Consider the following 25,934-nt stretch of genomic DNA (forward strand, 5'->3'; position numbering starts at 1 on the left):
TTACGCGGTCCTACCATCGGTTACCGCCTACCGCCCCGAGGAGTCTGACCCATGAGGTCATCCCGCCTGAGCCGCGCCGCCCGCGGCGTTCTCACCACTGTCCTGTTGATGTCCCTCGCTGTTCCGGCCGGAGCGATCAGCCCACCGGACGACAGCACGAAGCCGTCCGACGAGGAACGCACCAAGCTCGCCGACGTCGCCGAGCCGGCCGAGCCCGAGGTCCCGGAGAAGACCTGGAAGGTCGACTCCCGCGGCGCCTTCTCCGATGCGATCCCGATCGAGGTCCCGGCCTTCCGCGCGCTCGCGCCGAAGCTCACGCTCTCGTACCAGTCCAGCGGCGGCAACAGCGTCACCGGTACCGGCTGGAGCCTGTCGGGTGTCGCCGATGTCGAACGCGCCGGCACCGGCAAGGGCGCACCGAAGTACGACGCCTCGGACATCTATCTGCTGGACGGTGAGGAACTGGTCCCGTGCGCCGCGGGCAGCGTCAGTCCGAGCTGTACGACGGGTGGCACGCACTCCACCAAGAACGAGAGCTACGTCCGGGTCGCGCTGACCGGGACCGGCGCCGCGGCTCGCTGGACCGTGACGGACAAGGACGGCACGAAGCAGGTCTTCGCCCCGACCCAGAGCGTCGGCACCGATCTGGTGTTCCGCTGGGGCCTGAGCGAGGTGACCGACACCCTGGGCAACACCGTGACCTACACCTGGGTGAGCGACCGGTTCGGTTGCTGTGAGGACTCACTGGACTCGATCGCCTACAACGGCAGCACGGTGAAGCTGCACTACGAGACCCGGCCGGACAACGACCAGCGGGCGATCGGCAACGGCGTACTGGCCACGACGCGCAGCAGGCTCAAGACCATCGACGTCTCGGTCGGCAGCAACCGGCTCCGGGCGTACAAACTCGGTTACACCGTCAGCACCGCCACCAAGCGGTCGATGCTGGCCACTGTGCAGCAGTTCGGTCGCGACGCCGTCCTGGACGCGACCGGCACTGTCACCAGCGGAACGAGCCTGCCGGCCACCACGGCCGGCTATCAGACCGCTGCGCCGGCTTTCGTCTCCGGCACCACCGGCACGCTCGGCATCAAGTCCGACACCCGCTATCTGCCGATGGACATCAACGGCGACGGCAAGTCCGACATGCTCGAGCTGTTCCCGGGCTGGACCACCTTCGAGCGGCACACCTGGCTGTCGGACGGCACCGGCTTCACGCTGGCCTCGAACGACGTCGCCGGCATCCCGATCAAGGCCGACACCCGGTTCATGACCGCCGACGCGAACGCCGACGGCAAGTCCGACCTGATCGAGATCTTCCCGAACGGCTTCAACTGGGGCCGGCGTCTCTGGCTGTCGAACGGCACCGGCTTCACCCTCGCCTCCACCGCCAACTCGGTCGGCAACAACAGCGCCGACGCGCACTTCCTGACCCTGGACGTGAACGGTGACGGCAGGTCCGACGTGATCGAGCTGTACCGCTGCGGGCTCTTCCCGGTCTACTACTGCCGCGCGACCTCGCTGTCGAACGGCACTGCCTTCACCAAGGTCAGCGACGAGCCGGGCATCGGCTTCGGCGCGGACCACCAGTTCTACCCCGCCGACGTGAACGGCGACGGCAGGACCGACCTGGTCGAGGTCTACCCGGCCGGCTTCGGCGCCGGCGGCCGGCACATCTGGTTGTCGAACGGCACCGGCTTCGTCTCCGGCGCGATCGACACCGCCATGCAGTTCGTCGCGACCGACGGCGAGGGCAGTGGCAGCCGGTTCATCACGATGGACGTCAACGGCGACGACAAGGCCGACATGGTCGAGCTCTACCCGTTCCTGGGCATGTACACCCGGCGCACCTGGATCTCCACCGGCTACAGCTACGTCCTCGGCTCCAGCGACGCGGTGATGCCGTACGCGCAGACCGCGCGGCAACTCGTTGCCGACCTCAACGGCGACGGCCGCTCCGACCTGATCGCGCTCGCGCCGTACGGGTTGTCGACCAGGCGGCAGATCTGGTTCTCCACCGGCGCCGGGTTCGCGGCCGGCCCGCTCGACACCAGTATCGGCCAGTTCAGCTGCAGCAAGGGCAACTGCACCAGCGACTTCCTCGAGATGGACGTCAACGGCGACGGCCTCGACGAGATGACCGAGATCTACAACCAGAACTTCGGCACCAGCAGAGGCCGGCACGTCTGGAACATCGGCGGTGTGGTCCCCGACCTGCTCAGCACCAGCACCAGCTCCGCGGGTGCGACGACGGCAGTGACCTACACCCCCTCCTCGGCCTACGCCAACACCAACAACCCGCCGCTGGTCCAGACCGCGTCCAAGGTGACGGTCGGCGACGGACGCGGTGGTACCGCCGCAACCAGCTACAGCTTCTCGGGTGGCGCCTACGACCGGCAGGAGCACGAGTCGCTGGGGTTCCGCACGCTGCGCGAGACGGCGCCCTGCATCACCGGTGAGACCGCCTGCCCCTACACCGACACCTGGGTCCGGCAGGATCTCGCCGCGCTCGGCGAACCGGAGCGGCGCGAACGCCGGACCGGTGCCGGAGTGTTGCTTGGGGCAACGGTTCAGGAGTTCACCGTCGACAACACCACGCTGCCCCGGACCGCGGTGCCGACCGGCACCTGGGAGAACATCTACACCGGGGACGGCCTGACCTGCCCCGGCGTCGACTGCAAGCGGAAGTACACCACCCGGCAGTACAACGCGTACGGCGAGGTGGTGCTGGAGGTCGAGCACGGCGACTACGAGGCCACCGGGGACGAACGCACCACGGCGACCACCTTCGTGCCCAACACCACCGCGTACGTCGTGAACAAGTCGGCCGCCGAACGCAGGTACCAAGGCGTCGGCACCACCGGCGCCAAGCTCGGCGAAACCCTCGCGTACTACGACAACGCCGCGACCTGGAACCAGGCGCCGGTCAAGGGTCTGGCCACCAAGGCCGGTCAGTGGCGATCGGCCACGGACACCTACGCCGAGTCGCGCAAGGAGTACGACGAGTGGGGCAACCTGACCGCCGAGATCAACCCGCTCGGCGCCCGCACCGAACTCGGCTGGGACCCGACCTACCACGCGTACCAGACGACGGAGAAGAACGCGCTCGCCCACCAGGTCACCGCGACCTGGGACCCGGTCTGCGGCCAGCCCACTCAGGTGCGCAACCCGGAGAACCAGCTGACCACCGTTTCCTACGACCCGCTGTGCCGACGGGCCGAGATGACCGAACCCGGTGGCAAGTTCGAGCGGTACAGCTGGGTCGACTTCGGCAACGGCGGCACGCAGTACGAGCAGACCGAGCGGCCTGCCGCCGACGGCACCAGCAGCCCGCAGTGGAGCCGGCGGTACTTCGACGGTCTGCAGCGAACCTGGCGGACGGTTGCCAAGGGCCCGGATGCGGCGACGGGTGACATCTACGTCGACTCGGCCTACAACACCCGTGGCCAGGTCGCGGCCAAGACCGCGGAGTACTACTGGGTCCCGGGTCAGCCGCAGCCGACGACCCATCCGACGCTCAGCAGCTACGACGCGCTCGACCGGTTGACGAAGGAGACCATGCCGGGCGGGGCGGTGCGGACCAAGAGTTATGGGCCTTGGACAACGACCGAGACCGACGAGCGTGGCAACGCCACCACCGAGCGGGTCAATGCCTACGACAAGCGGATCTCCAGCGCCCAGCAGGTCGGGGGCGCGACCCGGACCGCGACGTACGCCTACGACGGCAACGACAACCTGATCCGGTCGACCGACCCGGACGGCAACGCGATCGTCTACACCCGCGACTCGGCGGGCAACGCCACCAAGATCGTTGACCCGGACAACGGCACCACGACGTACGAGTGGGACGCGGCCGGCCGCGTCGTCGCACAGACCGACGCCAAGGGACAGCGAACCACCTTCGGCTACGACCTGATCGACCGCAAGACCAGCCAGGTGAGCAAGGCCGGGACCGCCGCGGCCGTCACCGCGACCTGGCGGTACGACGAGGCCCGCGCCGGGTTCTTCAACACCGGCCAGGCCACCACGATGACCGACCCGGCCGGAACCAGGACGTCCGATTACGACGCCGCGGGCCGGGCGGTCAAGACAGTGCGGACGATCAACGGCACGGCGTACACGTTCCGGTACGGCTTCGACGCCGGCGACCGGCCGCTGTGGACGACGTACCCGGACGGCTTCACCGTCGGCACCGAAGCCGCGCCACTGCGGTACGACGCGGCCGGCCGGCTGCTCGCGGTTCCGGGTTTCGTCAACGCCGCGCGCTACACGGCGGCCGGCGAGCTGAGCCGGTTGGAGAACAGCAACGGCACGGTGACGACGCGTGGCTTCGACGACCAGCGTGGCTGGCTGAACTCGATCGTCACGAAGCTCGGATCGACGACGATCCAGGACAACGCCCTCACCCGGGATGCCCTGGGCAACGTCACCCAGGTGACCAGCCCGTTCGCCGGGGAGAGCTCGACGTACACGTACGACGAGGCGGAGCAGTTGACCAAGGCAACCGCCTCGACCGGCAACCACACGCTGGCCTACGACGGGACCGGGAACATCGCCGCCAACTCGGCGCTCGGCGCCTACACCTACGGGTCGGCGAAACCGCACGCGGTGACGACGGCCGGCGCGAACAGCTACGGCTACGACGCGGCCGGTCTGATGACCTCGGGCGCGGGCCGAACCCTCACCTGGGACGGTGAGAACCGGTTGGCGACGGTCACCAAGGGCGGGGTGACGACCACCTTCACCTACGACGGCGAGGGGGCGCGCCTCCAGACCGTCGAGGGCGGCACCACCAGGCGCTACCTCGGTGACGACTACGAGGTGGACGTGACGGCCGGTACGGCGACGAAGTACGTCTCTGTGGCCGGCCAACTGGTGGCGCGGGCCGACGGCGGCACGAAGTACTGGGTGCACACCGATCAGCAGGGCTCGGTCCAGGCCGTCACCGATGCCTCGGGCAACGAGGTGCACCGGAAGAGGTACGCCGCCTTCGGTGCGGTCACGTCGGCCGCCGGCCCGCTCGCGCGTGAGTCGCGTGGGTTCACCGGGCAACGGGCGGACACCACCGGGCTGGTCTACCTGCACTCGCGGTACTACGACCCGGAGCTCGGACGGTTCGTGTCCCCGAACCCGGTGGTCGACGGCGAGGACACGATCGGGCTGAACCGGTACGCGTACGCCGCCAACGACCCGATCAACAAGTCCGACGAGACCGGCCTGGACTGCGAAAAGGGCGGCAAGAAGTGCGATCGCGGGAACTGGAAGAACTACGGGCACCAGAACACCGGCTGGTCCTGTGGTCCGGCGGCGGTCCGGGTCGCGCTGTCCGCGCAGAGCGTCTACTTCGACCACGAGTCGGACCTCTACCAGGGGCTGCACACCGACGAAGACGGCACCGACACGATCGCGAACGACGTCGTCCCGTTCCTGAACGGGCAACTGCGCACGCGGGCGTACCAGGCCTACGAGATCGGCACCGACGAGAACGGTGAGGCCACCGCGGACGATGTCGAGCTGCTGCGGCAGCGGATCCAGACGAGCCTCAACGCCAACCGCCCGATCGTGGCCAACGTGACGATCGGCACGGCCTACGACACCCAGGGGCACGGCCACCAGTACGGCGGTCACTACGTCGCCGTCGTCGGCTACGACGACAACGGCAGCCTGGCGCATGTCTACGACTCGGCGGACGTCTACGGAGTCAACGAGTACTGGATGAGCACCAAGAATCTCGCGACCTGGATCGCGGGCAAGGGGTACGCCGGCCAGTAGTGCTGTCGAGGAGGAAGCCCGTCCCCAGCTGGGGACGGGCTTCTTTCACTGCGTGGGAACTTCGTCGAGCGTGGCGATCAGCGGGACCAGCGTGTGCCAGTTGGTCCGGACTGCCTCGCCGGCTGTGGTCGCGTTGCCGGCCGCGCAGGCGATGATGATCTGCTTGTGCTGAGCAACCGACTCACGACCGTTCAACGAGCTGAAGCGGAGGCGCTCGAGTCTGCGCAGTACCGGGGTGTACTGGTCGAGAACCGCGGCGACCGCCTGGTTGGCGCTGACCCGGACCGGGACGGCGTGAAAGTCGTCGTCGGCTTGCAGCGCTGCGTCGACCTGTCCTTCGCTCAGCGCCGCGGCGAAGCGATGGTTGGCGTCGCGCATCTCGGCCAGGTCGGGCTGGGTCAGCTGCGGGATGGCTTCGCGGACCGCGAGCTCGTGCATGGCCGCTGTCACCGACTGGGCCTCCCGCAACGCGCGGGCGTCGAGCGGGCTGACCATCGTGTAGCGCCCGGGCTTGGTCTGCACCAGGCCGGCCTGCTCCAGTCGGGCGAGCGCCTCTCGGACCGGAGTACGGCTGACGCCCAGCCAGTCCGAGAGATCAGCGTCGTTCAGCCGCTCGCCCGGCGCGAAATCGCCTTGGACGATCGCGTCCCGGATCGCCCGATAGGCGTCCTCCCGCAGCAGCGAGCGCGAGACCACTCCACGTTCTTTGGGCACCGGCATGCGAAATATTGCACGCTGCGCGATGCGTGCTGTCAACTCAGCGGTGGGAAGATCTGCTCATCTCGGTCGCGGCGGGCGAGCAGGTCCCAGTACTGGTCGGCGAGATCGGCCGGGTCGACGACCGGATTGCCGCCCAGTGTCGGATCGTCCGCTGCGGCGGCCAGCTGGCCAGCACTGCCGCCGATCCAGGCGCCGACGGTCAGCATGCCCGCATAGACACCGTGCTCAGCCAGCTCGCCGTGCAGCGACTGGATCCAGTTGCGCGCCGCTGCCATTACCGGGCCAACGCCACTCGCACCGGGGCTCCCCGCCACCGCTGACAAGCCCTGTCCCAGCAGGAATCCACCGTCGCCGCGGCTGATCATTTCCGGCAGGACCGCTCGCGCGATCTCGACCGGCGTGTAGAGATGGAGATCAACCAGACTGCGCAACGCGTCCGCGGTCAGCTCGGTGGCCGGCACGAACAGCGCCTCGGCGCCGATCGGCGCGTACTCGACGACGTCCAGCCGGCCGAACCGCTCGACGATCGACTTGATCAGCACAGGCACTCCGGACGGATCCGCCAGATCGGCGGTGAAAACCGCTGCCTCGATGTCGTCCGCCGCGAGCGACGCGGCCAGTATTTCGAGCGGTTCCCGGCGCCGGGCGACGAGGGCGACCGAGTAGCCCTCCCGGCCGAAGCGGCGGGCCGTGGCCGCGCCGAGCCCTGTTCCGGCACCGAAGATCGCGATGGTCTTGGACATGCTCAACTCCTGAAGGCTGGTATCTTGACACATGCGTCACGTTCTCTGTCGAGAGTAACAACTAACTTGACGCATGTGTCAAGTACGTTCGAGGAGGAGTCATGCGCAAGGACGCCCAGCGCAATATCGAGAAGCTGACGGCGGCCGCGGTCGAGCTGTTCACCGAGCGCGGCCTGGACTGCCCGCTCGACGAGATCGCCCGCCGGGCAGGCGTCAGTCACGGCACCCTCTACAGCCGCTTCGGCACCCGCGAAGCCCTGATCGACGCCGTGGTCCCGCAACTGGCCGAGGACCAACTCGCCGCAGCCATCCAGCACGCGGAGGCCGGCGCCGACGCGTGGGACCAGTTCGCCCGCTACGTCGAGAAGATCAGCGAGCTGATCTCCTGCGACCCGGCACTCAGCGACGCCATCACCCGCCGGTACGCCGACACGCCCCGGCTCAGCGCGGTCTGCGACGAATCCCTCGACCGTGGCCGCGAGTACATGAAGGCCGCCCACGATGCGGGACTGCTCCGCGCCGACTTCACCGCGGAGGACTTCATCCTGCTGTTCTCAGCGACCGCGGCCACCTCCCGGACGACCGCGGCCACCGCCCCGGGGAGCTGGCGCCGCGGTCTCGCCTTCACCCTCGACGGTCTGCGCGCGACTGCTGCGCATCCACTGCCCGTCGGCCCGCTCAGCCCGGAGCAAGCCGCCGACGCGATGCACTACAACGCAAACCCCTCACGCACCTGAGGATCAGCGGCCGTGTGGGGTGAGCCAGCCGGCGAGATCCGGGCCCTTCGGAATGATCTGGGTCGGATTGATGCCGGTGTGCACCACGTAGTAGTGCTCTTTGATCTGGTCGAAGTCGATCGTGTCGCCGAAGCCGGGAGTCTGGAAGAGGTCGCGGGCATAGGCCCACAGCACCGGGAACTCGGTGAGCTTGTTGCGGTTGCACTTGAAGTGACCGTGGTAGACGGCGTCGAAGCGGGCCAGGGTGGTGAACAGCCGGATGTCGGCCTCGGTGATGCTGTCGCCGACCAGGTAGCGCTGACCCGCCAGCCGTTCCTCCAGCCAGTCGAGGGCCACGAACAGCCGGTCGTACGCCGACTCGTAGGCCTCCTGTGAACCGGCGAAACCACACCGGTACACGCCGTTGTTGACCTCGGTGTAGATGCGCTTGGCAACTTCGTCGATCTCGGCCCGCAGCGGTTCGGGGTACAGCTGCGGAGCGCCTTCGCGGTGGTACGCCGTCCACTCGGTCGACAGGTCGAGCGTCAGCTGTGCGAAGTCGTTGGTGACCACGGCGCCGGTCGTCACGTCGACGATCGCGGGCACCGTGATGCCCTTCGGGTAGTCCGGGTCGCGCTTGAAGTACGCCTCCTGCAACCGCGGGATCTTCAGCACCGGGTCGACGCCACCCGGGTCGAGGTCGAAGGTCCAGCTGCGCTCGTCGTGGGTCGGACCGCAGTACCCGATCGACAGCACGTCCTCCAGCCCGAGCAGACCGCGGACGATGATCGCGCGGTTCGCCCACGGGCAGGCCCGCGCGACGATCAGCCGGTACCGGCCCGGCTCGACCGGATAGCCGTCGCGGCCGTCCGCGGTGATCCGGGTGGAGATGTAGTCACTGTCGCGGTTGTACTCGCCTTTGGCGGTCGCCTTGGAGTTCACGGCACCAGCCTGCCACTTCGCTGAGCTGCGGACCTGGCGGAAGGTGTCGGGAGTCGCCCGGCTGCCAGGGCGAACTTCGCAGCGGCGTACTCCTAGAGCCAGCCGCGCCGGGCGGCCTGGATCCCGGCCTGGAAGCGGGTCTCGGCGCCGAGCTCGGCCATCAGCTCCGCCACCCGGCGGCTGACCGTCCGCTGCGTCACGCCCAACGTGCGCGCGATGGCGCTGTCCTTCATGCCCGACGACATCAGCGACAGTAGGCGCCGATCCTGTTCGGTCAGCAGGCCGCGCCGTCGCTGCCGCCGGGACGCCTGGTCGCCCGCAGCGTCCTGGCCGCCGTCCCGCAGTACCGCCACGGGCGTCGCCTGTTCCCACATCGACTCGAAGCAGATCACCAGCGCCTCGAGCAGCGGCGACGCGTGCACCAGCAGCCGGACACCGTTCTCGGCCGGGTCGAGCGACAGTGGCAGGATCGCGACCCGGCGATCGACGATCTGCATCTTCATCGACGTCACCGGCAGGGTCCGCGCCTGCTCGCCCGCCTGGACATAGCCGACCAGCTGCTCGAAGTGCCCGGGCAGCTCGAGCGCCGGACCGTCGTACACGCAGCGATACGAGACCCCGCGCCGGAGCGCCTGCATCTCCTCGAGATTCGGGACCGGGCGGCCATGGATGTACGGCGGGGAGTCCACCATCAGCACTTCTTCGCGCGCGCCCAACTGGAGCTGCGCCATCTGCTGCTGGATCGCCTCGCTGCCCTCGATGACCTCCAGCAGATCGACAGAGCTCCGCCCCGGCGCCACTCGCACCCGCGAAGCCAGCTCCCGCGCGTCGGCCCGCAGCCGCTCCAGCTGCTCCTGCCTGCGAACGACCAACGCGTCGACCGCGACATCCGGCGGGGCGGGGATGTAGCGCGGCGGCCGCGCGACCAGCTTGGTCACCAGCCCGGCCGCGACCAGCTGCGCCAGCGCCCGGCGTACCGCGGACGGCGAGATGTCCAGCTGCTCGGCCAGCTCCCCCGGCGTCATCCGCGGCGCATCGGCAATCGCCAGGAACACCCGGCTGTCCGTCTCCGACAACCCGACCGGCTCTAGTGAGAACCCCATTCGCCGACCCTAACCTTGCTGTACGTCGCCAGCTGGGCGCCGGTGACGAAGCCCGCGCGCGTGCAGATCATGTGCGCGCCGATCCGGCCGTGCCCGTCGTCGGCGCTGAGGTTGTGGTCGTCGAGGAACCCGATCACGTGCCGTACCCCGAGGCGGTGCAGGTAGCGCAAGCACGCGTTGAGGAGATGAGCGCCCAGGCCGCCGCCGCGATGGCTGGAATCCACTTCGATCCACTGAAGCAGCCCATGTCCCGGGGCAAGGACGGAGACGGTCGCCTCGGCCAGTCCGGGGATGGTGAGTTGGTGTCGACGGGCGTGCGCGGTCACCTCGATCCGCGGCGGATCGGCCAGGGCAGGTGGCGCGAATGACATCGGCCGATAGAGATAACGCCCGGCCGGTGTCGCGGCGAAGCCTCTCGCGACCAGCGCCTCCTGCGTCGTACTGCGTACTGCCGGCAGCCCCGAGACGATCGGGCCGATTCCTCCCCCGGCGAAGGCCTCGATCACGTCGCAGCCGGCCAGCCGGTCCAGCGCGTGATCCAGCAGTTCGCCGATCACGGTGGGGTCCTCGCGCGCATGCAGCCACTTGATCGAACCGACCCCATCCGCGGTTCGGGTCACGTCCGCTGCGCCGACGAGGCGATCGCCGATCGCCACGAAGGACCTCGGTCGCTCGACCGGCGTGGCCGGCCGCAGTACGCCGCCGGCATCCCTGACTTTGGTTGCCTGAAGCAACATCCCGGTCGTGCACCAGGGCTGACCGGGGAGCGCGTCGGAGTTGATCACCTCGATCGCGCCGGCCAGATGACTGCGGGTCATCGCCCGGATCACCGACACCCGTTGCACGGATCCCACCGTCGCCACCTCCGCTCCCGGTTCGAGGCTGCTGCGGCTCTCGCCGACGACCCGAATACAGCTCCCCTCGTCCGCCGGCCCGCAGCCGCAGCAGCGCGCTCACCATAGACGTCCGGCGACGTCCGAAATGGTCAATGTCCTTTAGTAGACAGCGATCGTCTCGGCAGGCGATACGCCGACCGGGAGCGCTCCGGATACCGCACAGTAGGAGGGTCGGATTGTCTAGTAAGTTAGGTGCAATAGATGACTACTGAAGCGCAGACGCAGCTCAACGACGTGAACCTGGCCGCCGTCGGGGCGCTGGTCGGGGCGATCCAGGCCGATCCGTCGAAGGCGAAGACCACCTGGGCCGCGCACGTCACCTGGAACGGCGCGTTCGCGTCGGAGTCCCGGGTCCGCGGCTTCGCGCCAACCCCGTCGGACGAGCCGGCCACGCTCGGAGGTGGCGATCTGGCGGCCAACCCGGTCGAGCAACTGCTCGGCGCCCTGGGCAACTGCCTCGCGGTCGGCTACGCGGCGAACGCCAGCGTCGCGGGGATCGCGATCGACGAACTCGCCATCGACCTCAAGGGCGACATCGATCTGCAGGTCTTCCTCGGTCTGGCCGAAGGGCACGCCGGCTTCGACTCGATCACGGCGACGGTCAAGCTGAAGTCCGCGGCGCCGCCGGAGCAGCTCGCCGCGCTGCACGAGCGAGTGCAGGCGTCGTCGCCGGTGGGCCACACGCTGAGCAGCGCGATCCCGGTCACCATCACCCCGGCTTGAACTGAAACAAACAAGCTCTCGGCGCCAGCTGATGCGCTGGCGCCGAGAGCTGCGGTGGATCAGGAACTCGTGGCGGCGCGGATCATGTCCTCGCGCGGTACGACCTTGACCCGCTCGCGGCCGTGGCCCTGGCCGAGGGCGATCTCGTGGGCATCCAGCCGCGACCAGCCTTCGGCGTCGACCACGGTCGCGCCGCGATCGCCGAGGTGCTTCAGGATCGCGTCCGGGTCGGACACCTCGGGGTGCGGCAAGCTGTCGAGGTCCTCGAGCAGGCTCGCGATCGTCTCGGCCGCGTCCGACTTGGTGTGGCCGATCAGGCCGATCGGTCCACGCTTGATCCAGCCGGTGACGTAGGTGCCGGGCAGCGGTGCGTCGTCAATGTCGAGCACCCGGCCGCGCTCGTTGGTCATCACGCCGGCCTGGTGGTCGAACGGGAGCCCAGGCAGGTGCGACGAGAGGTAGCCGACCGCGCGGTAGACCGCTTGCACCGGCGTATCGACGTACTCGCCGGTGCCCTTGACCGTGCCGTCACCCTGCAGCTCGGTGCGCTCGGTGCGCAGACCCTCGACCTTGTCGGTGCCGAGTACTTCGACCGGCGAGTGGCACAGGTGGATGTGGATCCGGTGCGCCGCGCCCGTCGGCTCGGCCTCGAGGTACTTCAGCAGGGTGTCGACCATCAGCCGGGTGCCCTTGCTGGAGTTGATCGCCTGCTGGCTCGCCTCGTCGATCTCGAAACCCTCGGGGTGCACGATCACGTCGACCGCCGGGGAGTGCGAGAGCTCACGCAGCTCCATCGGGGTGAACTTGATCTGCGCCGGACCGCGCCGCGCGAACACGTGAATGTCCGTCGCCTGGTTGGCCTTGAGCCCCTGGTAGACGTTGTCCGCGATCTCAGTGGTGAGCTGCTCGTCGGCCGGCTTGGCCAGCATCCGGGCGACGTCGAGAGCCACGTTGCCGGCTCCGATCACCGCGACGTGACGAGCCTCGAGCGGCCAGTCCCGCGGTACGTCGGGATGCCCGGCGTACCAGCTGACGAAGTCGGCCGCACCGTGACTGCCGGGCAGGTCGACACCCGGGATGGCGAGCTCGCGGTCGGTGATCGCGCCGGTCGCGAAGATGACGGCGTCGTAGTGCCGGCGCAGATCCTCCAGCTTGAGATCGACCCCGAACTCGACGTTGCCGAGGAACCTGATCCGGTCCCGCCCGACCACGCGGTGCAGCGCCTTGATGATCTCCTTGATCCTGGGGTGATCCGGTGCCACGCCGTATCGCACCAGCCCGAACGGAGCAGGCAGCCGCTCGATCAGATCGACGTGGGCGCCTTCGTGTTCTTTGGTCAGAATATCGGCCGCGTAGATGCCGGCCGGCCCGGCGCCGACGACGGCAACTCGGAGGTCCCTCACAGGTCTCCCCAATTGTATATTAGGTAAGGCTTACCTAATCACCTTAGAGGATAGAACCTGGGTTCCCAAACGCTTGAGACTCAGTTCACAAGCGTTTGCTGGTACTGATCTTAGGTTGCTCGCCGCTGGGTTCTTGACGTGTCCACCAGGCGGGCACGGGTGGTCGCCCCACCCGTACTCGTGTGTGTGGTTGAAGCAGCCCGCCCACCCGGGCCGTTTGGGGTGGCGGTGGGTGGGTTTGCTGAGGTGGGCGGGGGTCGTGGTGCTTGATCGCCGCGCGGTGGCGCGCGGCAGGTTGTCTTTGGCTGGTCGCCGCGGCGCGCAGGATGGGGCCAAGTGAGGCGTGTCGTTGGGATGCTGGTGGAGGTCGCACGCTCGGCGTAGCTGGTGGTGCGAGCGGTTTGCACGCCCGACGTGGTTGGCGGTGGCTGCTGCAGTCGGCGGCGGTTGCGGGTGGTTGGTGTGGTGGCTGCACCCCCACCCCGCTTGCTCGGCGGGTCAGCGGAGTTCGAAGCCTTGGGTTTTGAGGGCGGCGCGGAGGTGTTCGCGGCCTTTGAGGCCGGCGGTGGTGCCGAAGCGGTGGGCTACTCGGGTGATCCAGCTGGTGGGGAGGCCCGCCCTTGTATAGAACGCGTTGAGGAGGTCCTCGTAGGCCTTGACGTGCGCGGCTTGGGGTTCGAGGGCGTAGCGCTCGTGGTGGAGGACTGCTTGTTGGGGAAGGCGGGGTTTGACGGCGGTTTCGGTCAGGTCGGCGGGGTGGCCGACTGTCAGGCCGAAGACGGGGAAGACGTTCGAGGGGAGGCCGAGTTCGGCGGCTACGTCCAGGGGGCGGTTGCGGATGGCGCCTACGAAGACGGTGCCGAGGCCCAGTGACTCGGCGGCGAGGGACGCGTTCTGGGCGGCGAGGGCGACGTCTACGAAGGACAGCAGCGCGGCTTCGACGAAGTCGGCGCCCTCGGCTGCGGAGAAGTCGGGGTCGCCGGGTGAGGGAGACGCGAGCTCTGTCGTCACCTGACGTGCGCGGGCGAGGTCGGCCAGCCAGACCAGCAGTAGCGGGGCCTCTTCGATGAAGCCCTGGTCGCCGGCGAGGTGGGCGAGCCGGGACCGTCGGGCGTTGTCGCGGACGGCGACAACGCTCCAGAGTTGGAGGTTGCCTGACGTCGGCGCGGACTGCGCGGCCGCGATCAGAGCCGTCAGCGTCTCGTCCGAGACCGGATCGGGGCGGTAGCTGCGGACCGAGCGATGGGCCAACTGGAGCTCGAGTACCTCGGTCCACTCAGCCGGTACGTCGAACGCTGCCTCGGCCCCGTACCTCAATCGGTACGGCGTTTCTGCGGAGATGGTCACGGCAACGATTCTCACCGATGTCTACCAATCCGCTGGACATTGTCCGCGATGCGATCAGCTGACCAGCCCACGGCGATACGCATAGACGACGACCTGGACCCGGTCGCGGAGATCGAGCTTCGTCAGGATCCGGGAGACGTAGGTCTTGACCGTCTCCTGGCTGATCACGAGCGCAGCGGCGATCTCGCTGTTGGACAGGCCGTTGGCGATCAGCCGCAGGACCTCGAGTTCGCGCGGGGTCAGCGGAGTATCGGCCGCAGTGTCGTCGACGGGCCGGATGCGAGCGGCGTACCGGCCGACGAGTTGGCGGGTCACCTCTGGAGCAAGCAGCGCGGCGCCGCTCGCGACCGTGCGGATCCCGTTCAGCAGTTGCGCGGGCGGCGCGTCCTTGAGGAGGAAGCCGCTGGCACCCGCTCGAAGTGCCTCGTAGACGTACTCGTCCAGGTTGAACGTCGTCACCACCAGCACCTTGGCCGGTTGCGCGACACCGGCGCCGGCCAGCAGCCGGGTCGCCTCGATGCCATCCATCACCGGCATCCGGACATCCATCACCACCACATCCGGCTGCAACCGTCCGGCGAGGTCGACCGCGGTCCGGCCGTCGCCGCATTCGCCGACCACCTCGAGATCCGGCTGAGCATCGATGATCGTCGCGAACCCGGTCCGGATCAGCGCCTGGTCGTCACACACCAGCACCCGCACGGTCATAGCCAACCCCCAACCACTGTCCCGATCACGCCACACGACCAACCGGAATCCGAGCCCGTACGACGAACCCGCCACCCTCCCGCGGCTCCGCGCTGAACTCCCCACCCAGCAACCCGACCCGCTCCCGCAGCCCGGCCAGTCCACGCCCGCTCCCACCCGGAGACGCGACCGCTGCCCCCGACCCCTCGGTGCCGATCTCCACAACGATCTCCCTCTCACCACGCTGCACCTGAACAGTGGTCCGGCACCCATGAGCATGCTTCAGCGCATTGGTCAGCGCCTCCTGCACCACCCGGTACGCCGTACCCTCAGCACTCCCAGCGACCTCGACCGGCTCACCCACCTCGATGAACTCGACCGGCTGCCCGGCCCGCCGCGTCTGCTCCACCAAACTCTTCAACTCACCAACAGTCCGCGGCTCGACCCCATGCTCCGGATTGAGCAGCCCGAGCAACTGCCGGAGATCACTGATCGCCGACCGGCCCGTATCCGTGATCGCGGTCAACGTCTGGTCGAGACGTTCCGGCGACGCGGTCAGGTAGCGCGCGGCCTCGGCCTGCACCACCATCGCGGTCACATGATGAGTCACCACGTCGTGCAACTCGCGAGCGACCCTGGTGCGCTCGGCAACCAACGTCGATTCGGCAATCCGGTCACGCCGTTCAGCCTCGGTCTTCCGGGTCAGCCGCAGCCACCCCCCGATCCCCCACGCCAGCGCCAAAGCCAGGTAGAACGTCACGAATCCGGAGACACCCTCGGTCGCCCCGCCCCGATCGAGGCTGAACGCGAACGGCACATAGGCGGCCGAGACCAGCACCATCGTCGTACGCCGATGGTGTTCCAGATAGGCCCCGGCACTCAGCAAAGCCAGCGGCAGCGCAGTACCCGCGACCGTGTGATAGCCGCGCAACTGATCGACCGCGAAGCCGATCGAGACCAGCATGAGGCACACCAGCGGCAACCGGCGCCGCACGATCAGCGGCAGACACTCCATCGCGACGACCGCGATCGCCAGCGCGTCCATCGGGCGAGTCGGCAGGTCGCCGACCTGCGTCCCTTTGCTACTGAGCGCCGGGATCAGCGGCGCGATCGCAACCAGCAGGGCCAGCGGAAGATCCCGGACCATGACGTCGAGCCGTCGCCACCGGTCCGAGACCCGCGCGCGTTCGATCACGGCACGAGGGTAACGGCGGCGCGCTGCCGGGGCGCGACCAAGCGGCCGCGGCGGTGCGCCAGCCAGAGGAAGACGATCGTCACAACGGTGCCCGCGGCAACGGAGTACAGGCTGGCCTCGGGGCCGAACTCGCCGCCGCTGATCGCCGCCGGGCCGGACATCACGCCGTCGAGCAGGCCGTTCGGCGCGCTCTTACCGGAGACCTCGGTGCCGAAGATGCCGGCCTCGGCGAAGTTCCAGCCGAAGTGCAGACCGATCGGCACCCAGAGCGTGCGGGTGGCCGCGTACGCCGCGGCGAGCATCGCGCCGGCCTCGATCGCGATCGCCAGCGAACTCCACAAGGTGGCGTGCGGGTTCAGCAGATGCATCGCGCCGAACAGCAGACTGGTCAGCGCCAACGCTCCCCAGCTACCGATTCGCCCCTCCACGATCCGGAACAGGATGCCGCGGAAGATCAGCTCCTCCGTCACCGCGGCCGCGGCCATGAAGCCGAACAGCGCCAGCGCTCCCGCCGCCGATCCCCAGCCGACCACTTCGTAGCCGCCGAGGAAGGCGATGTTCGCGATCACCACCGCGAACATCCCCACTCCGATCAGCACTCCCCGGCCGATTCCCCGACCGGCTCCGGCCAAGGCGACCTCCACCGGCGTACGGCGTTCGGTCCGCCGCACGATCCAGGCGTAGGCCAGCAGCGACAACACCGCCGTCGCCATGCCGAGGACCAAGGTCAACGGCACGTTCCACTGCGCCGCACTGACCGCGAAACTACCGGCCAGGGCCACCACACCGACGACTCCGAGCTGCTTCAGCAGTCGCATGTCCACTCCTTCGAGACGAGGCCGCGAACCCAGCGCCGCGGACAGCTCGAACGCTAGGGATTCGCGGCCTCGAAAGAGTCACCGTGCGGTGGACACCTGCAGTAGCTCGCTCGGGGGACAGCTAGCTGGTCAGGCGGAGGTAATCGATGTTGAATCCACCCGTCTCACAGAACACCGTGATCCGCTGATCGCCCGCCGGCAAGGTCACCTGAGCATTCACCGACTGGTACGTCGCCCAGCCACCGGTCGACGGCACCGACACCTTGGCCAGTACTGCGCCAGACGCGTCCCGCAACGAGATCGCATCCGTGGCAACCGCACCGGTGCCATTGGCAACCCGGAACTCCACGTTGTACGTGCCTGCCGTCGCGACATCCACCCGGTACTGCAGCCAGTTGCCCGCCGCGGTCCAGCCGACGTTCTTGCCACCACTCGCCGCCGGGTTGTTCTCGACGAAGTTCGCGCCGCCGTCGACCCAGCCGTTCTGGGCGACGTACGACTCGGCCTCGACCCGCTCGCCGATCGGCGTCCCGTGCGGCGTGACCGTCACGTGCACAGTCACCTCGTCGTGCGCGGCGCCGTCCGTGACACGGATCTTGAAGTCCTGCTTGCCTGCGCTGGTCGGGTGCAGCGTCACCAGGCCGGTGCGCCCGTCGATGCTCACACCCGCCGGCAGGTCCTTGGCGTAGTACGAGAGCCGGTCACGATCCCGGTCGGTCGCCTTCAGCTGCACCTGCGTGGTGCCGTACTGATCAGCAACAACATCCGGTACTGCGCCCAGCACCGGCGCATGGTTGTGGTGTGCCGACGGAACCTCCCCACGCCACCGGTACGTCGCGTAAGAACCAGCCGGCACAGTCGCCGTGAACGACTTGCCACCCAGCACCACCCGCACACTGGTCGGGGTGGCGTTCGCGTTGCCGACGATCGCGACGAAGTTGTCGCCACGATCCTTGTAGACCACGTTGCTGACCCCGTTCGCGGTGGCGCTCGACTCGACCCGGGTGTGCTCCGGCCCGAGGTACTTCGCGAACTGGCCCATCGCGTAGAGCTCGTCCCGGACGGTGAAGGTCTTGCTGGTCGTGTTCACCTTGACCAGCCGGTCCGGCCACTTGGTGGTCCGGCCGACCTCCTCCCAGTCGACGTTGTTGTCCCGCGACGGCGTCCAGTGCAGCGTGCCGCCGTCCTGGTCGGTGGTCTGCGCCCACATCACGTACGACGAGGCGTCCAGCCGGAAGTAGTCCAGGATGGTGGCCGGCGACAGGTCGCTGGTCTCGGTCATGTGCACCGGCTTGCCGGTCTGCTCGTACGCGTCCCGCATCACCGTCGGGTCACCCCAGTACGGGTGGAACGCGATCGCGTCGGTGGCCCGTTTGGTCGCCGGGTCGTTCAGGATCCGGTAGTAGTTCTTCGTCTCGGTGCTGTTCGGGTCGCGCCAGTCCCAGAAGTTGAAGTCGTGCACGTACAGCTCGGTGCCGAGCCCGGCTCGCTTGATCTCGCGCTTGATCGAGACGGCCAGCTTCTGCTGCTGCTCGACGCTGATGTCCATCGCGGGGTAGACGACGTCGATGCCGGGCTCGTTCAGCAGGGTCAGCGCGTCGACGTGCACGCCACGCTTGGCGTAGGCCTGCAGGAACTTCACGTAGTACCGGGCGAAGACGTCGATGCAGTCGTCGCGGAGCTTGCCGACCTGGTAGTACGACGTGCTGCCGGGCTTGAGCGCGACCTCGCCGGTGAACCGGTTGTTGGTCTTCATCCAGGCCGGGGCGCTCCACGCCGAGGCGAAGAAGGTCGCCCGCGGGTTGTAGCGCTGGATCAGCTTGACCGTGTCGACGATGTGCGTGTCGAGATCGCGCTTGATCGAGAAGTACTTCAGCCCGAAGTCCTCGGTGACGCCGGCCGGCAGTTCGTCGTACGACCAGAACGGCAGGTGCTCGATCAGGTCCGGGCTGCCGATGGTCAGCCGGAACCGGTCCAGCCCGGCGCCGGTCCTCGGGTCGACCAGCAACCGGATCGCCCGGTCCCGCTCGGCCGGGGTCAGCTTCCACAGGTTGGAGACGCTGGTCTCGTCCAGCGAGAAGCCGACGCCGCTGTACTTCTGCCGCAGCGCGCTGGGGTCGATCACCACGGTGGCGTCGGTGGCGCCACCCTGGTCGCGACCGACGTAGTTGGTCGGCAGCGGCTGCCAGGCCTGGGCCGGACCGGTGGAGTACGTGCCGGTGACGGCGGCTCCACGGTCGGGCCGGCCGGCCGTCGCAGGCAGGCCGGCGGCTGCGATCACACTCCCGGCGGCCAGGGCGGTAATGACCGCCGCACTGATGGAACGCCTCACGGTTCCTCCTCGAATCACACTGGAAAGCGCTTACTTTCGTCGGGACTCTAATGTCGTGGGCGGTAGCGCACACCCCTGCTGCGGCGAGTCGCGGTTCCGGAACCAAACGGGTCGTGGTGGCCTGGGTCCTGTGACCCTCCGCGTTCGCTCCTTGCTCATCGGTCTGGCCGTCGGTGGACTGTTGGTTGCCTGCTCCAATCAGTCGCCCGATGAACCGGCTGCTGCCGAGACTCCCGGTACGCCGTCCGCCCCGGCCTCTCCGCCGGTCTCTCAGCCGACGCCGACGCCGACCGGGATCCCTGCCAGCACCCCGGCCGGTACGCCGTCCGCGCTCCAGTTGCCGCCGCTGCATGCCGGCTTCGACTACCAACTCGGCGGTCCGTATCCACCGGCCGTCGGGGTCAAGGTGGTGACCCGGGACCGCACGGCGCCGATCGCCAAGGGGCTCTACAACATCTGTTACGTCAACGCGTTCCAGACCCAGCCCGGCGAAGAGGACAGCTGGGACCAGGACCTCCTGTTGCGTGACAGCGCCGGCAAGGTCGTGATCGACGAAGACTGGAACGAACCCCTCCTCGATCTGCGCACCGCCGGCAAGCGAACCCGGATCGCCACCAAGGTGAACACCTGGATCGACGGCTGCGCGAAGAGCGGCTACCAGGCGATCGAGCCGGACAACTACGACAGCTACACCCGGTCGAAGAACCTGCTGACCGCCGACCAGGCCAAGCAGTTCCTGGCGTTGCTGGCGCAGCACGCACACTCCCGCAACCTCGCGATCGGCCAGAAGAACACCGCCGACCTGGTCGGCGACCGCAAGACCGTCGGCCTCGACTTCGCCGTCTCCGAGGAGTGCGGCCAGTACGACGAGTGCGCCGCCTATGCCGATGCCTTCAGCAACAACGTGCTGGTGATCGAGTACACCGCCGGCGGCCTGACCAAAGCCTGCAAAGCCTTCGGCAGCAAACTCAGCATCGTCCGCCGCGACCTCGACGTCACCACCCCGGACAACTCGGCGTACCTCCGCAAGACCTGCTGACCTGCGGCTACCCCGCGCCCGGGCCGTCACCTGGCGCAGCCGATCTCGCCGGTCAGGCCGTAGCATCTGCCGGTATGTCGCAGCCGAGCTCTTACCCGCCGCCGCCGTACGGAGGAACACCGCAGGACGGGCCGCCGAAGCGCAGTCGCGGACCGCTGGTTCTGGTCATCGTGCTCGGGCTGGTGCTGATCGCGACCGTAGTCGTGGGCGCGGTCGTGTTGCTGGGCAGGGACGACTCCAAGTCGGCCAGCGGCGGGTCCGCGGGAGTGCCCGCGTCGCCGGAGTCGCTGCGGTTCCGTTCGGTGCTCAACACCGAGCCGAACGCCTGCAACGCATCAACCCCCGCCAAGCCGGGCAGCAACACCGCCTGCGGCGCGGACGGGACCCGCTACACCCTCGGCCCCGTCGCCCTGGACGGCACACACGTCGCCGAGGTGCGAACCGACCAGAACCAAGGCAGCGGCGACCCGTCCTGGCAGGTCAATCTGACCCTGGACACCGAGGGCGAGGCCACCTTCACCAAGCTCACCACCGAGCTCGCCACGAAGAACCCACCCCAGAACCAGCTCGCGATCGTCGTCCGCGGCAAGGTGGTCAGCGCCCCCACCGTGATGTCGGCGATCACCGGCGGCAAGGTCCAGATCACCGCGCAGTTCACCAAGGCCGACGCCGACAAACTCGCCGCCGACATCACCGGCTGAACCGGGCCGAACCGGCCTGCGTCAGCCGTTGGCGAGGTCCGTCAGCATCCTGATCAACGCTCGCCGGTCGGCCGCGGACAGCCCAGCCAGCAACTCGTCCTCCATCGCGTGGATCTCGGCCCGTACCGCGGCCAGCCGGCTCTCCCCCGCCGGAGTCAGCCGGACCTGACGGTTACGCCGGTCCGTCGGATCCTGCTCGCGGACCACCAGCCCGTCCCGGGCCAGCCCGTCGAGCAGCGCGATCAGCCGCGACTTGTCGTAGCCGATCGCGGTCGCCAGCGCGAGCTGGTTGGCAGCTGGCTCCTTCGCCAGGTGCGTCAGTACGCCGTACTCCCACATCGAGAGCTCGTGCCGGCTCAGCAAGGGCTCCTCCGCGAGGATCAGTCGCCGGGTGATCCGCCCGACCAGCGATCCGAGGTCTTCGCGCTGCATGCCTCGAATGATAAGCGTTGGACAATGATACGCAGTTGCATATGATCAGCAGATGCCTACTAATCAGCAACTCGTCCGAACTCGCTCCATCACGATCGCCGCGCCACCCCGGACCGTCTTCGCCCTCGTCTCCGACCCGGCCAGGCTGCCCGACTGGGCCCCCGGTTTCGCGCACGCCGTCCGCCCCGACGGCGAGCACTGGATCATCGAGAACGCCCAGGGCGAGGCGAGGATCCGGTACGACGTCTCCGCCGACCAGGGCACCGTGGACATCGCCCCCGCCGATGATCCCCGCCCCGGCGCGTTCACCCGGGTGATGCCGAACGGCAACGGAAGCGAGTACCAGTTCACGATCCTGTTCCCGCCGGACACCCCCGCGGAGGCCATCGATCAGCAGCTGAAAGTCATCGAGGCGGAACTGCAGGAGGTCCGAACGCTTTGCGAATAACGCCAGAGCGACACGCGAACACTGCAACAACGTGCAACAGCTTTTCTGGTATGGACCTCTCGCTCGCTAGGGTGATCCCACATTCGTCGGTGCGTGGGCCCTCGGGGGGCATCGAGTACTAAGGGAGATCTTCAGATGAGAATTCGTCAACTTGCTCTCGCAGTGGCTGGGCTCAGCCTGGTCACGGGAGCCGCACTGGCCGGACAGGCCAACGCGGACGTGCAGGGCAAGCCCCAGCCGACCCACCAGGACCGGATCCAGGCGTCGAAGAAGGTGCCGCTGACCGACAAGCAGGCCGCCGCCGCAGCCTGCAGCGTGACCGTCGGCGCGATCAATGCCGCCGGGATCAACGGTCCGTACAAGTTCACGGCGACCAAGCCCGTCGGCGTGACTCAGTACCAGCCGTTGAAGGTATTCGGCGTCCGCGCGAGCTCCAGCTGGTACCTCTGGGCCGCCTCTGGAACCACGACCTACTACGCCGGCTTCGTGCTGCAGGGCGGCAACCTGTACGCCGCGGCCGAGACCTACAAGACCGAGACCTCCAACCCGGTCGTGAGCTCGAAGAAGCTCGGCACCGGCTGGACCGGCTTCTCCACCATCACCAGCGCGAACTTCTACAACAAGGCGACCGGCGCTCAGCACCTGAACCTCTACGGTCTGCACGCCAATGGTTCCCTGTACCGCTACAGCGTCCTCGGCCCGACCGGTCCGGTCGCCAGCTACGGCAGCGCCCCGGGCTACAAGTCGTTCAAGGCGATCACCACGATCGCTTCCACGGCGACCTACGACACCCTGCTCGCCACCACCAAGCAGGGCGCGCTCTGGACCATTCACATTCCGGTCGCGAACCCGCTGAAGGCCACTCTCAAGGCTGTCCGGACGACCGGCTTCGGCGCCTACGACCAGCTCGTCGCGCAGCGTTGTGGCACCAGCAGCACGCTGCTCACCGGCTTCAACAACACCGCCAACACGGCCACCGTGTACGCGGTCAGCAAGGCGAACGGCGCGGCGACCGTCATCAACACCATCGGTACGGCGGCAGCGTCGTTCGACGCGAACACCCACTTCCTGTACACCGGAAGCGGCTCCCCGCAGCTCGTCGGCGAGTGACTTTCACCGCCTGAGCTGAGCACGATTTCGTAGTACCGGCTGAAGCCCAGGTCATTCGACCTGGGCTTCAGTCATTTCTTCGCCGTCAGGTTCCTCGGATCCGGAATTGGCGGTAGAAGGTCGGCACGCCCAGGAAGGTGTCGTCGGCGCCGCGGGCGTACTCCGTCATGCCGATCGACTGCAGGATGCGGATGGAGGCGGCGTTCGCGTCGAGTGCTTCGGCCCAGATCTCTTGTAGGCCGAGCTGGCCGAAGCCATAGGCGAGGGCCAGCCGGGCGATGGCGGTGCCGAGGCCTTGGCCCCAGCGGGTCGACGGGCCGACCACGTAGCCGAGCTCGCGGCGATCGGGGTCGGCATCGGCGCTGGCACCGGCGAAGTCGACGTAGCCCACCAGCTCGCCGGCCGCGACCGCGGCCAGCCGCAGATGATCGGGCGAAGGGACCGTGATCAGCCGGTGCCAGTGCGCCTCGTGGCCGGACAGTGGGCGGTCGAGTCTCCAGCCGGCGTGCTCGCAGAACCGGCGGTCCAGCCCCCAGGTGGCGAAGGCCGGACCGTCCCCCAGTTCGAGGTGGCGCAGTACGAGGTGGTCGGTCACCCCGCCGAGGCTAGCGCGGGGGATGCCGCGTCCGGGACCAGCAGCGTCGGCTTGCCGATCGGGGCGACCGGCACCGACCAGACGTCCGAGCTGTTGCCGCGGCGGAGCGCGTAGAGCAGCGTGTAGTTGCCGCGCCACAGCGGCTGGTCGTCGATCGCGCGGTCCTCCGGCGGGTACTTGATGTTGAGGCTGTCGAGCCCCAGTACCGCGAGCCGCCAGCTGCCGTCGGGCTGCTTCTGTTTGTACGCGATCCGTTCGCCGTCCGGCGACAGCGACGGGCACTCGACGTTCTCCGCGATCGCCTCGCCCCGGAACTTCTTCAGGTGCGCCTCGATCAGATAGGTCTTTCCCTTGCTGGCCATGGTGACGTAGAAATGATCGCCGTCCGCACCGAAGGTGATTCCCCAGTAGTTGATGTCGGAGGCGTAGTAGCGCTTCCCGTTGACGAAGACCGGGAGCTCCTCGATGCTCTTGGTCAGCTTCTTCTTCTCCAGGTCGTAGAACCCGCTCCGGGTGGAGAACCCGCTCGCGGCGTACGAGTCGCCGGTCACGAACAAGGTCCAGTTGACGATCTTGCCGTCCGGCGAGACCCGCGCGCGGCTCGGGGTGCCGGGCAACGTCTCCTGGTGCACGACGTCGAGTTCCCGCCCGAGCACCAGCATCTCGGTCAGCGGCGGCAGCGAACCGGGCTTGGTCCGCAAACAGATGCTCGTACTGCGTGCCGTCGCGAACCGATCACACCTGAGCTCCCCGACCTGCCGGGGTCCGTCCGGCGCGGTCACCGACGCGGCCGCCAGCTTGCCCTGGTCCGGGCCCTCGGCCAGGTTCGTCACATACAAGTTGCCGGAGGCAAGTGTCAGCCGGCCGGACACCACCGGTCTGGCGTTCACCGTCGGGCCGGTGCGCGCCTGGACGACGTACAGGATGCCCGCGCCGAGCAGCAGCACCACGCCGAGGGCGCCGATCAGGAACTTCTTCATCGTGCTTCCTCCCAGGGTCGGACAACGGCTGCGGCGATGGTGACGACCAGCAGGGCGGCAGTGGTCAGCAACAACGCCGGGCGGAGATCCCACAGGGTCCAGACCAGACCCACGAGCACGGCCGACACCATCCGGGCCAGTGCCTGGCCGGTCTGGAGCAGCGCGAGCCCACTCGCCCGTAAATGTTCAGGAAGCATCGGACCGGCAGCGGCCGGCAGTACGCCGTCGGTCGCGGCGTAGAAAACTCCGTGCAGGGCCAGCGCCAAGATTGCGAGCCACGGAGTCTGCACCGGTCCGCAGAGCAGCAACAGCGCGACCACCAGCGCCACATGGCCGGCCAGGAAGAGCTTCCAGCGACCGACCTTGTCGGCCAGCCGGCCGAGCGGGATGGCCAGCAGCAAGAACGTCCCAGCCGTGCCGATCGGCAGCAGCGGGAACAGCGCGGTACTGACATCCCACCGACGCTGCAGCGCCAGATAAACAAAGGAGTCCGTGATCGTCACCAGCCCGAGCATCGCGGCCCAGCCGCAGGTTCGGCGGAAGGACCTGATGCCCAGCAACTTGAGCATCCCCCGGAGCGGGACAGCTCCAGGCGGCCCGGGACGCGGGTGGTCCTTGACCAGCAACACCAGCAGCAGCACACCGCACCCGGCGATGCAGAAGCTCACCACGAAGACCGCGTCGAAATCTCCCAGACTGGCCCACAGCACTCCGGCCGCCACGATCGGTCCCAGGAAGGCGCCGAACGTGTCGAGCGCCCGATGAACGCCAAACGCCCGGCCGAGGTTCTCGGGTTCGGTGCTCAACGAGATCAGCGCGTCGCGCGGCGCCGTACGGATCCCTTTGCCGGCCCGATCCACCGCGAGTACGCCGCCAATTGCGGCCACCGACGAACCGGCGGCCAGCAGCCCGAGCTTGGCGACCGCTGACAACCCGTAGCCGAGGCTGGCGACGGCTTTGAGCCGCCGCCAGCGATCGGCCACATGCCCGCCGACAAGTCGCAGTAGTGCGGTCGCCCCGGCGTACAGCCCGTCCAGCAGACCGAACTGCAAGGGGTTCAGGCCGAGCCCGATCACCAGGTAGAGCGGCAGGATCGCCGTCATCATCTCCGAGGAGATGTCGGTGACCAGACTGACCACCCCGAGTGCCATCACGTTGGCAGGCACCCGGCGCCACTTCCGCCCGGCCTTGGCCGGTGCGCTACTGCGAGTCTCGGCGAGATACATGACTCA

Annotated in this window: 22 protein-coding genes; 7 read left to right on the plus strand and 15 right to left on the minus strand. The window is 68.2% G+C overall.

All coding sequences use genetic code 11. The annotated features are described in order from the left end of the window. Nucleotides 1–51: 51 nt before the first annotated feature. Entirely contained in the window at nucleotides 52–5,772 is a 5,721-nt protein-coding gene (locus tag AB0P21_RS10145; RefSeq protein ID WP_363695358.1) for an RHS repeat-associated core domain-containing protein, read from the plus strand. 45 nt (nucleotides 5,773–5,817) lie between these two features. Here AB0P21_RS10145 and AB0P21_RS10150 read toward each other — a convergent pair whose 3' ends face one another. Then, on the minus strand, nucleotides 5,818–6,492 hold the full coding sequence (locus AB0P21_RS10150; protein ID WP_363695360.1) for a GntR family transcriptional regulator: 675 nt from the start codon (nucleotides 6,490–6,492) through the stop codon (nucleotides 5,818–5,820). Nucleotides 6,493–6,524: 32 nt separating this feature from the next. After that, the gene (locus AB0P21_RS10155) at nucleotides 6,525–7,235 is read right to left on the minus strand and encodes an SDR family NAD(P)-dependent oxidoreductase (RefSeq protein WP_363695362.1); all 711 of its coding nucleotides are present in this window, start codon (nucleotides 7,233–7,235) and stop codon (nucleotides 6,525–6,527) included. 101 nt (nucleotides 7,236–7,336) lie between these two features. Here AB0P21_RS10155 and AB0P21_RS10160 point away from each other — a divergent pair, with 101 nt between their 5' ends. After that, a complete protein-coding gene (locus tag AB0P21_RS10160) occupies nucleotides 7,337–7,972 on the plus strand; it encodes a helix-turn-helix domain-containing protein (protein WP_363695363.1) in 636 nt (211 codons plus the stop codon). 3 nt (nucleotides 7,973–7,975) lie between these two features. Here the strand turns inward: AB0P21_RS10160 and AB0P21_RS10165 are convergent, their stop codons facing one another. From AB0P21_RS10165 to AB0P21_RS10175, 3 genes are all read right to left on the minus strand, one after another. After that, nucleotides 7,976–8,893 carry a glutathione S-transferase C-terminal domain-containing protein gene (locus AB0P21_RS10165; protein ID WP_363695364.1) on the minus strand — a complete coding sequence of 306 codons (918 nt, stop codon included), beginning with the start codon at nucleotides 8,891–8,893 and terminating at the stop codon, nucleotides 7,976–7,978. A 92-nt stretch (nucleotides 8,894–8,985) separates the two neighbouring features. Further along, nucleotides 8,986–9,996 (minus strand): MarR family transcriptional regulator, encoded by a 1,011-nt coding sequence (locus tag AB0P21_RS10170; protein WP_363695365.1) that lies wholly within the window; start codon nucleotides 9,994–9,996, stop codon nucleotides 8,986–8,988. Beyond that, the gene (locus AB0P21_RS10175; RefSeq protein WP_363695366.1) at nucleotides 9,981–10,850 is read right to left on the minus strand and encodes a GNAT family N-acetyltransferase; all 870 of its coding nucleotides are present in this window, start codon (nucleotides 10,848–10,850) and stop codon (nucleotides 9,981–9,983) included. Before AB0P21_RS10175 ends, AB0P21_RS10170 begins: the two co-directional genes overlap by 16 nt. A 243-nt stretch (nucleotides 10,851–11,093) precedes the next feature. Between AB0P21_RS10175 and AB0P21_RS10180 the strand changes: the two genes are divergently transcribed. Next, nucleotides 11,094–11,615, plus strand: a complete 522-nt coding sequence (locus tag AB0P21_RS10180; protein ID WP_363695367.1) for an OsmC family protein — start codon at nucleotides 11,094–11,096, stop codon at nucleotides 11,613–11,615. 59 nt (nucleotides 11,616–11,674) lie between these two features. Here AB0P21_RS10180 and AB0P21_RS10185 read toward each other — a convergent pair whose 3' ends face one another. The 6 genes from AB0P21_RS10185 to AB0P21_RS10210 form a co-directional block, all read right to left on the minus strand. Continuing rightward, on the minus strand, nucleotides 11,675–13,018 hold the full coding sequence (locus AB0P21_RS10185; RefSeq protein WP_363695368.1) for an FAD-dependent oxidoreductase: 1,344 nt from the start codon (nucleotides 13,016–13,018) through the stop codon (nucleotides 11,675–11,677). A gap of 498 nt (nucleotides 13,019–13,516) precedes the next feature. Next, complete coding sequence (locus AB0P21_RS10190) at nucleotides 13,517–14,365, minus strand: NADPH-dependent oxidoreductase (RefSeq protein ID WP_363695369.1); 849 nt, start codon at nucleotides 14,363–14,365, stop codon at nucleotides 13,517–13,519. A 54-nt stretch (nucleotides 14,366–14,419) separates the two neighbouring features. Beyond that, nucleotides 14,420–15,079, minus strand: a complete 660-nt coding sequence (locus tag AB0P21_RS10195) for a response regulator transcription factor (protein ID WP_363695371.1) — start codon at nucleotides 15,077–15,079, stop codon at nucleotides 14,420–14,422. A 19-nt stretch (nucleotides 15,080–15,098) separates the two neighbouring features. After that, nucleotides 15,099–16,247: a histidine kinase gene (locus AB0P21_RS10200; protein WP_363695372.1), complete on the minus strand. Its 1,149-nt coding sequence runs from the start codon at nucleotides 16,245–16,247 to the stop codon at nucleotides 15,099–15,101. Further along, entirely contained in the window at nucleotides 16,244–17,065 is an 822-nt protein-coding gene (locus AB0P21_RS10205) for a CPBP family intramembrane glutamic endopeptidase (protein ID WP_363695373.1), read from the minus strand. Before AB0P21_RS10205 ends, AB0P21_RS10200 begins: the two co-directional genes overlap by 4 nt. A 121-nt stretch (nucleotides 17,066–17,186) precedes the next feature. Then, a complete protein-coding gene (locus AB0P21_RS10210; protein ID WP_363695375.1) occupies nucleotides 17,187–19,397 on the minus strand; it encodes a carbohydrate-binding protein in 2,211 nt (736 codons plus the stop codon). A 130-nt stretch (nucleotides 19,398–19,527) separates the two neighbouring features. Between AB0P21_RS10210 and AB0P21_RS10215 the strand changes: the two genes are divergently transcribed. Continuing rightward, nucleotides 19,528–20,436 (plus strand): endo alpha-1,4 polygalactosaminidase, encoded by a 909-nt coding sequence (locus AB0P21_RS10215; protein WP_363695377.1) that lies wholly within the window; start codon nucleotides 19,528–19,530, stop codon nucleotides 20,434–20,436. Nucleotides 20,437–20,510: 74 nt separating this feature from the next. After that, nucleotides 20,511–21,137 (plus strand): hypothetical protein, encoded by a 627-nt coding sequence (locus AB0P21_RS10220; protein WP_363695379.1) that lies wholly within the window; start codon nucleotides 20,511–20,513, stop codon nucleotides 21,135–21,137. A 21-nt stretch (nucleotides 21,138–21,158) separates the two neighbouring features. Here the strand turns inward: AB0P21_RS10220 and AB0P21_RS10225 are convergent, their stop codons facing one another. Continuing rightward, the gene (locus AB0P21_RS10225; RefSeq protein ID WP_363695381.1) at nucleotides 21,159–21,569 is read right to left on the minus strand and encodes a MarR family transcriptional regulator; all 411 of its coding nucleotides are present in this window, start codon (nucleotides 21,567–21,569) and stop codon (nucleotides 21,159–21,161) included. A gap of 52 nt (nucleotides 21,570–21,621) precedes the next feature. On the opposite strand from AB0P21_RS10225, the gene AB0P21_RS10230 reads away from it, so the two are divergent. Both AB0P21_RS10230 and AB0P21_RS10235 read left to right on the plus strand, forming a co-directional pair. Beyond that, nucleotides 21,622–22,017, plus strand: coding sequence for an SRPBCC family protein (locus AB0P21_RS10230; RefSeq protein WP_363695382.1), 396 nt, complete (start codon nucleotides 21,622–21,624; stop codon nucleotides 22,015–22,017). Between the two features lie 135 nt (nucleotides 22,018–22,152). Continuing rightward, a complete protein-coding gene (locus AB0P21_RS10235) occupies nucleotides 22,153–23,127 on the plus strand; it encodes a hypothetical protein (RefSeq protein WP_363695383.1) in 975 nt (324 codons plus the stop codon). Between the two features lie 85 nt (nucleotides 23,128–23,212). Here AB0P21_RS10235 and AB0P21_RS10240 read toward each other — a convergent pair whose 3' ends face one another. Genes AB0P21_RS10240 through AB0P21_RS10250 form a run of 3 tightly spaced genes read right to left on the minus strand, consistent with a single transcriptional unit; the run spans nucleotide 23,213 to nucleotide 25,928 of the window. Continuing rightward, nucleotides 23,213–23,722: a GNAT family protein gene (locus tag AB0P21_RS10240; RefSeq protein WP_363695384.1), complete on the minus strand. Its 510-nt coding sequence runs from the start codon at nucleotides 23,720–23,722 to the stop codon at nucleotides 23,213–23,215. Continuing rightward, nucleotides 23,719–24,702: a hypothetical protein gene (locus AB0P21_RS10245; protein WP_363695385.1), complete on the minus strand. Its 984-nt coding sequence runs from the start codon at nucleotides 24,700–24,702 to the stop codon at nucleotides 23,719–23,721. The genes AB0P21_RS10240 and AB0P21_RS10245 overlap by 4 nt, the downstream gene beginning before the upstream one ends. Then, nucleotides 24,699–25,928 (minus strand): MFS transporter, encoded by a 1,230-nt coding sequence (locus AB0P21_RS10250; RefSeq protein ID WP_363695386.1) that lies wholly within the window; start codon nucleotides 25,926–25,928, stop codon nucleotides 24,699–24,701. Before AB0P21_RS10250 ends, AB0P21_RS10245 begins: the two co-directional genes overlap by 4 nt. Nucleotides 25,929–25,934 lie beyond the last annotated feature (6 nt).

This window comes from Kribbella sp. NPDC056861 (assembly GCF_040687575.1).
Classification (GTDB): Bacteria; Actinomycetota; Actinomycetes; order Propionibacteriales; family Kribbellaceae; genus Kribbella.

Excerpts from the sequence above, each read along its gene's own strand:
- AB0P21_RS10225 (WP_363695381.1), bottom strand. The coding sequence starts at position 21,569 with ATGCAGCGCGAAGACCTCGGATCGCTGGTCGGGCGGATCACCCGGCGA.
- AB0P21_RS10160 (WP_363695363.1), top strand. The coding sequence starts at position 7,337 with ATGCGCAAGGACGCCCAGCGCAATATCGAGAAGCTGACGGCGGCCGCG.
- AB0P21_RS10150 (WP_363695360.1), bottom strand. The coding sequence starts at position 6,492 with ATGCCGGTGCCCAAAGAACGTGGAGTGGTCTCGCGCTCGCTGCTGCGG.
- AB0P21_RS10245 (WP_363695385.1), bottom strand. The coding sequence starts at position 24,702 with ATGAAGAAGTTCCTGATCGGCGCCCTCGGCGTGGTGCTGCTGCTCGGC.
- AB0P21_RS10145 (WP_363695358.1), top strand. The coding sequence starts at position 52 with ATGAGGTCATCCCGCCTGAGCCGCGCCGCCCGCGGCGTTCTCACCACT.
- AB0P21_RS10220 (WP_363695379.1), top strand. The coding sequence starts at position 20,511 with ATGTCGCAGCCGAGCTCTTACCCGCCGCCGCCGTACGGAGGAACACCG.
- AB0P21_RS10235 (WP_363695383.1), top strand. The coding sequence starts at position 22,153 with ATGAGAATTCGTCAACTTGCTCTCGCAGTGGCTGGGCTCAGCCTGGTC.
- AB0P21_RS10250 (WP_363695386.1), bottom strand. The coding sequence starts at position 25,928 with ATGTATCTCGCCGAGACTCGCAGTAGCGCACCGGCCAAGGCCGGGCGG.
- AB0P21_RS10205 (WP_363695373.1), bottom strand. The coding sequence starts at position 17,065 with ATGCGACTGCTGAAGCAGCTCGGAGTCGTCGGTGTGGTGGCCCTGGCC.
- AB0P21_RS10170 (WP_363695365.1), bottom strand. The coding sequence starts at position 9,996 with ATGGGGTTCTCACTAGAGCCGGTCGGGTTGTCGGAGACGGACAGCCGG.
- AB0P21_RS10155 (WP_363695362.1), bottom strand. The coding sequence starts at position 7,235 with ATGTCCAAGACCATCGCGATCTTCGGTGCCGGAACAGGGCTCGGCGCG.
- AB0P21_RS10230 (WP_363695382.1), top strand. The coding sequence starts at position 21,622 with ATGCCTACTAATCAGCAACTCGTCCGAACTCGCTCCATCACGATCGCC.
- AB0P21_RS10180 (WP_363695367.1), top strand. The coding sequence starts at position 11,094 with ATGACTACTGAAGCGCAGACGCAGCTCAACGACGTGAACCTGGCCGCC.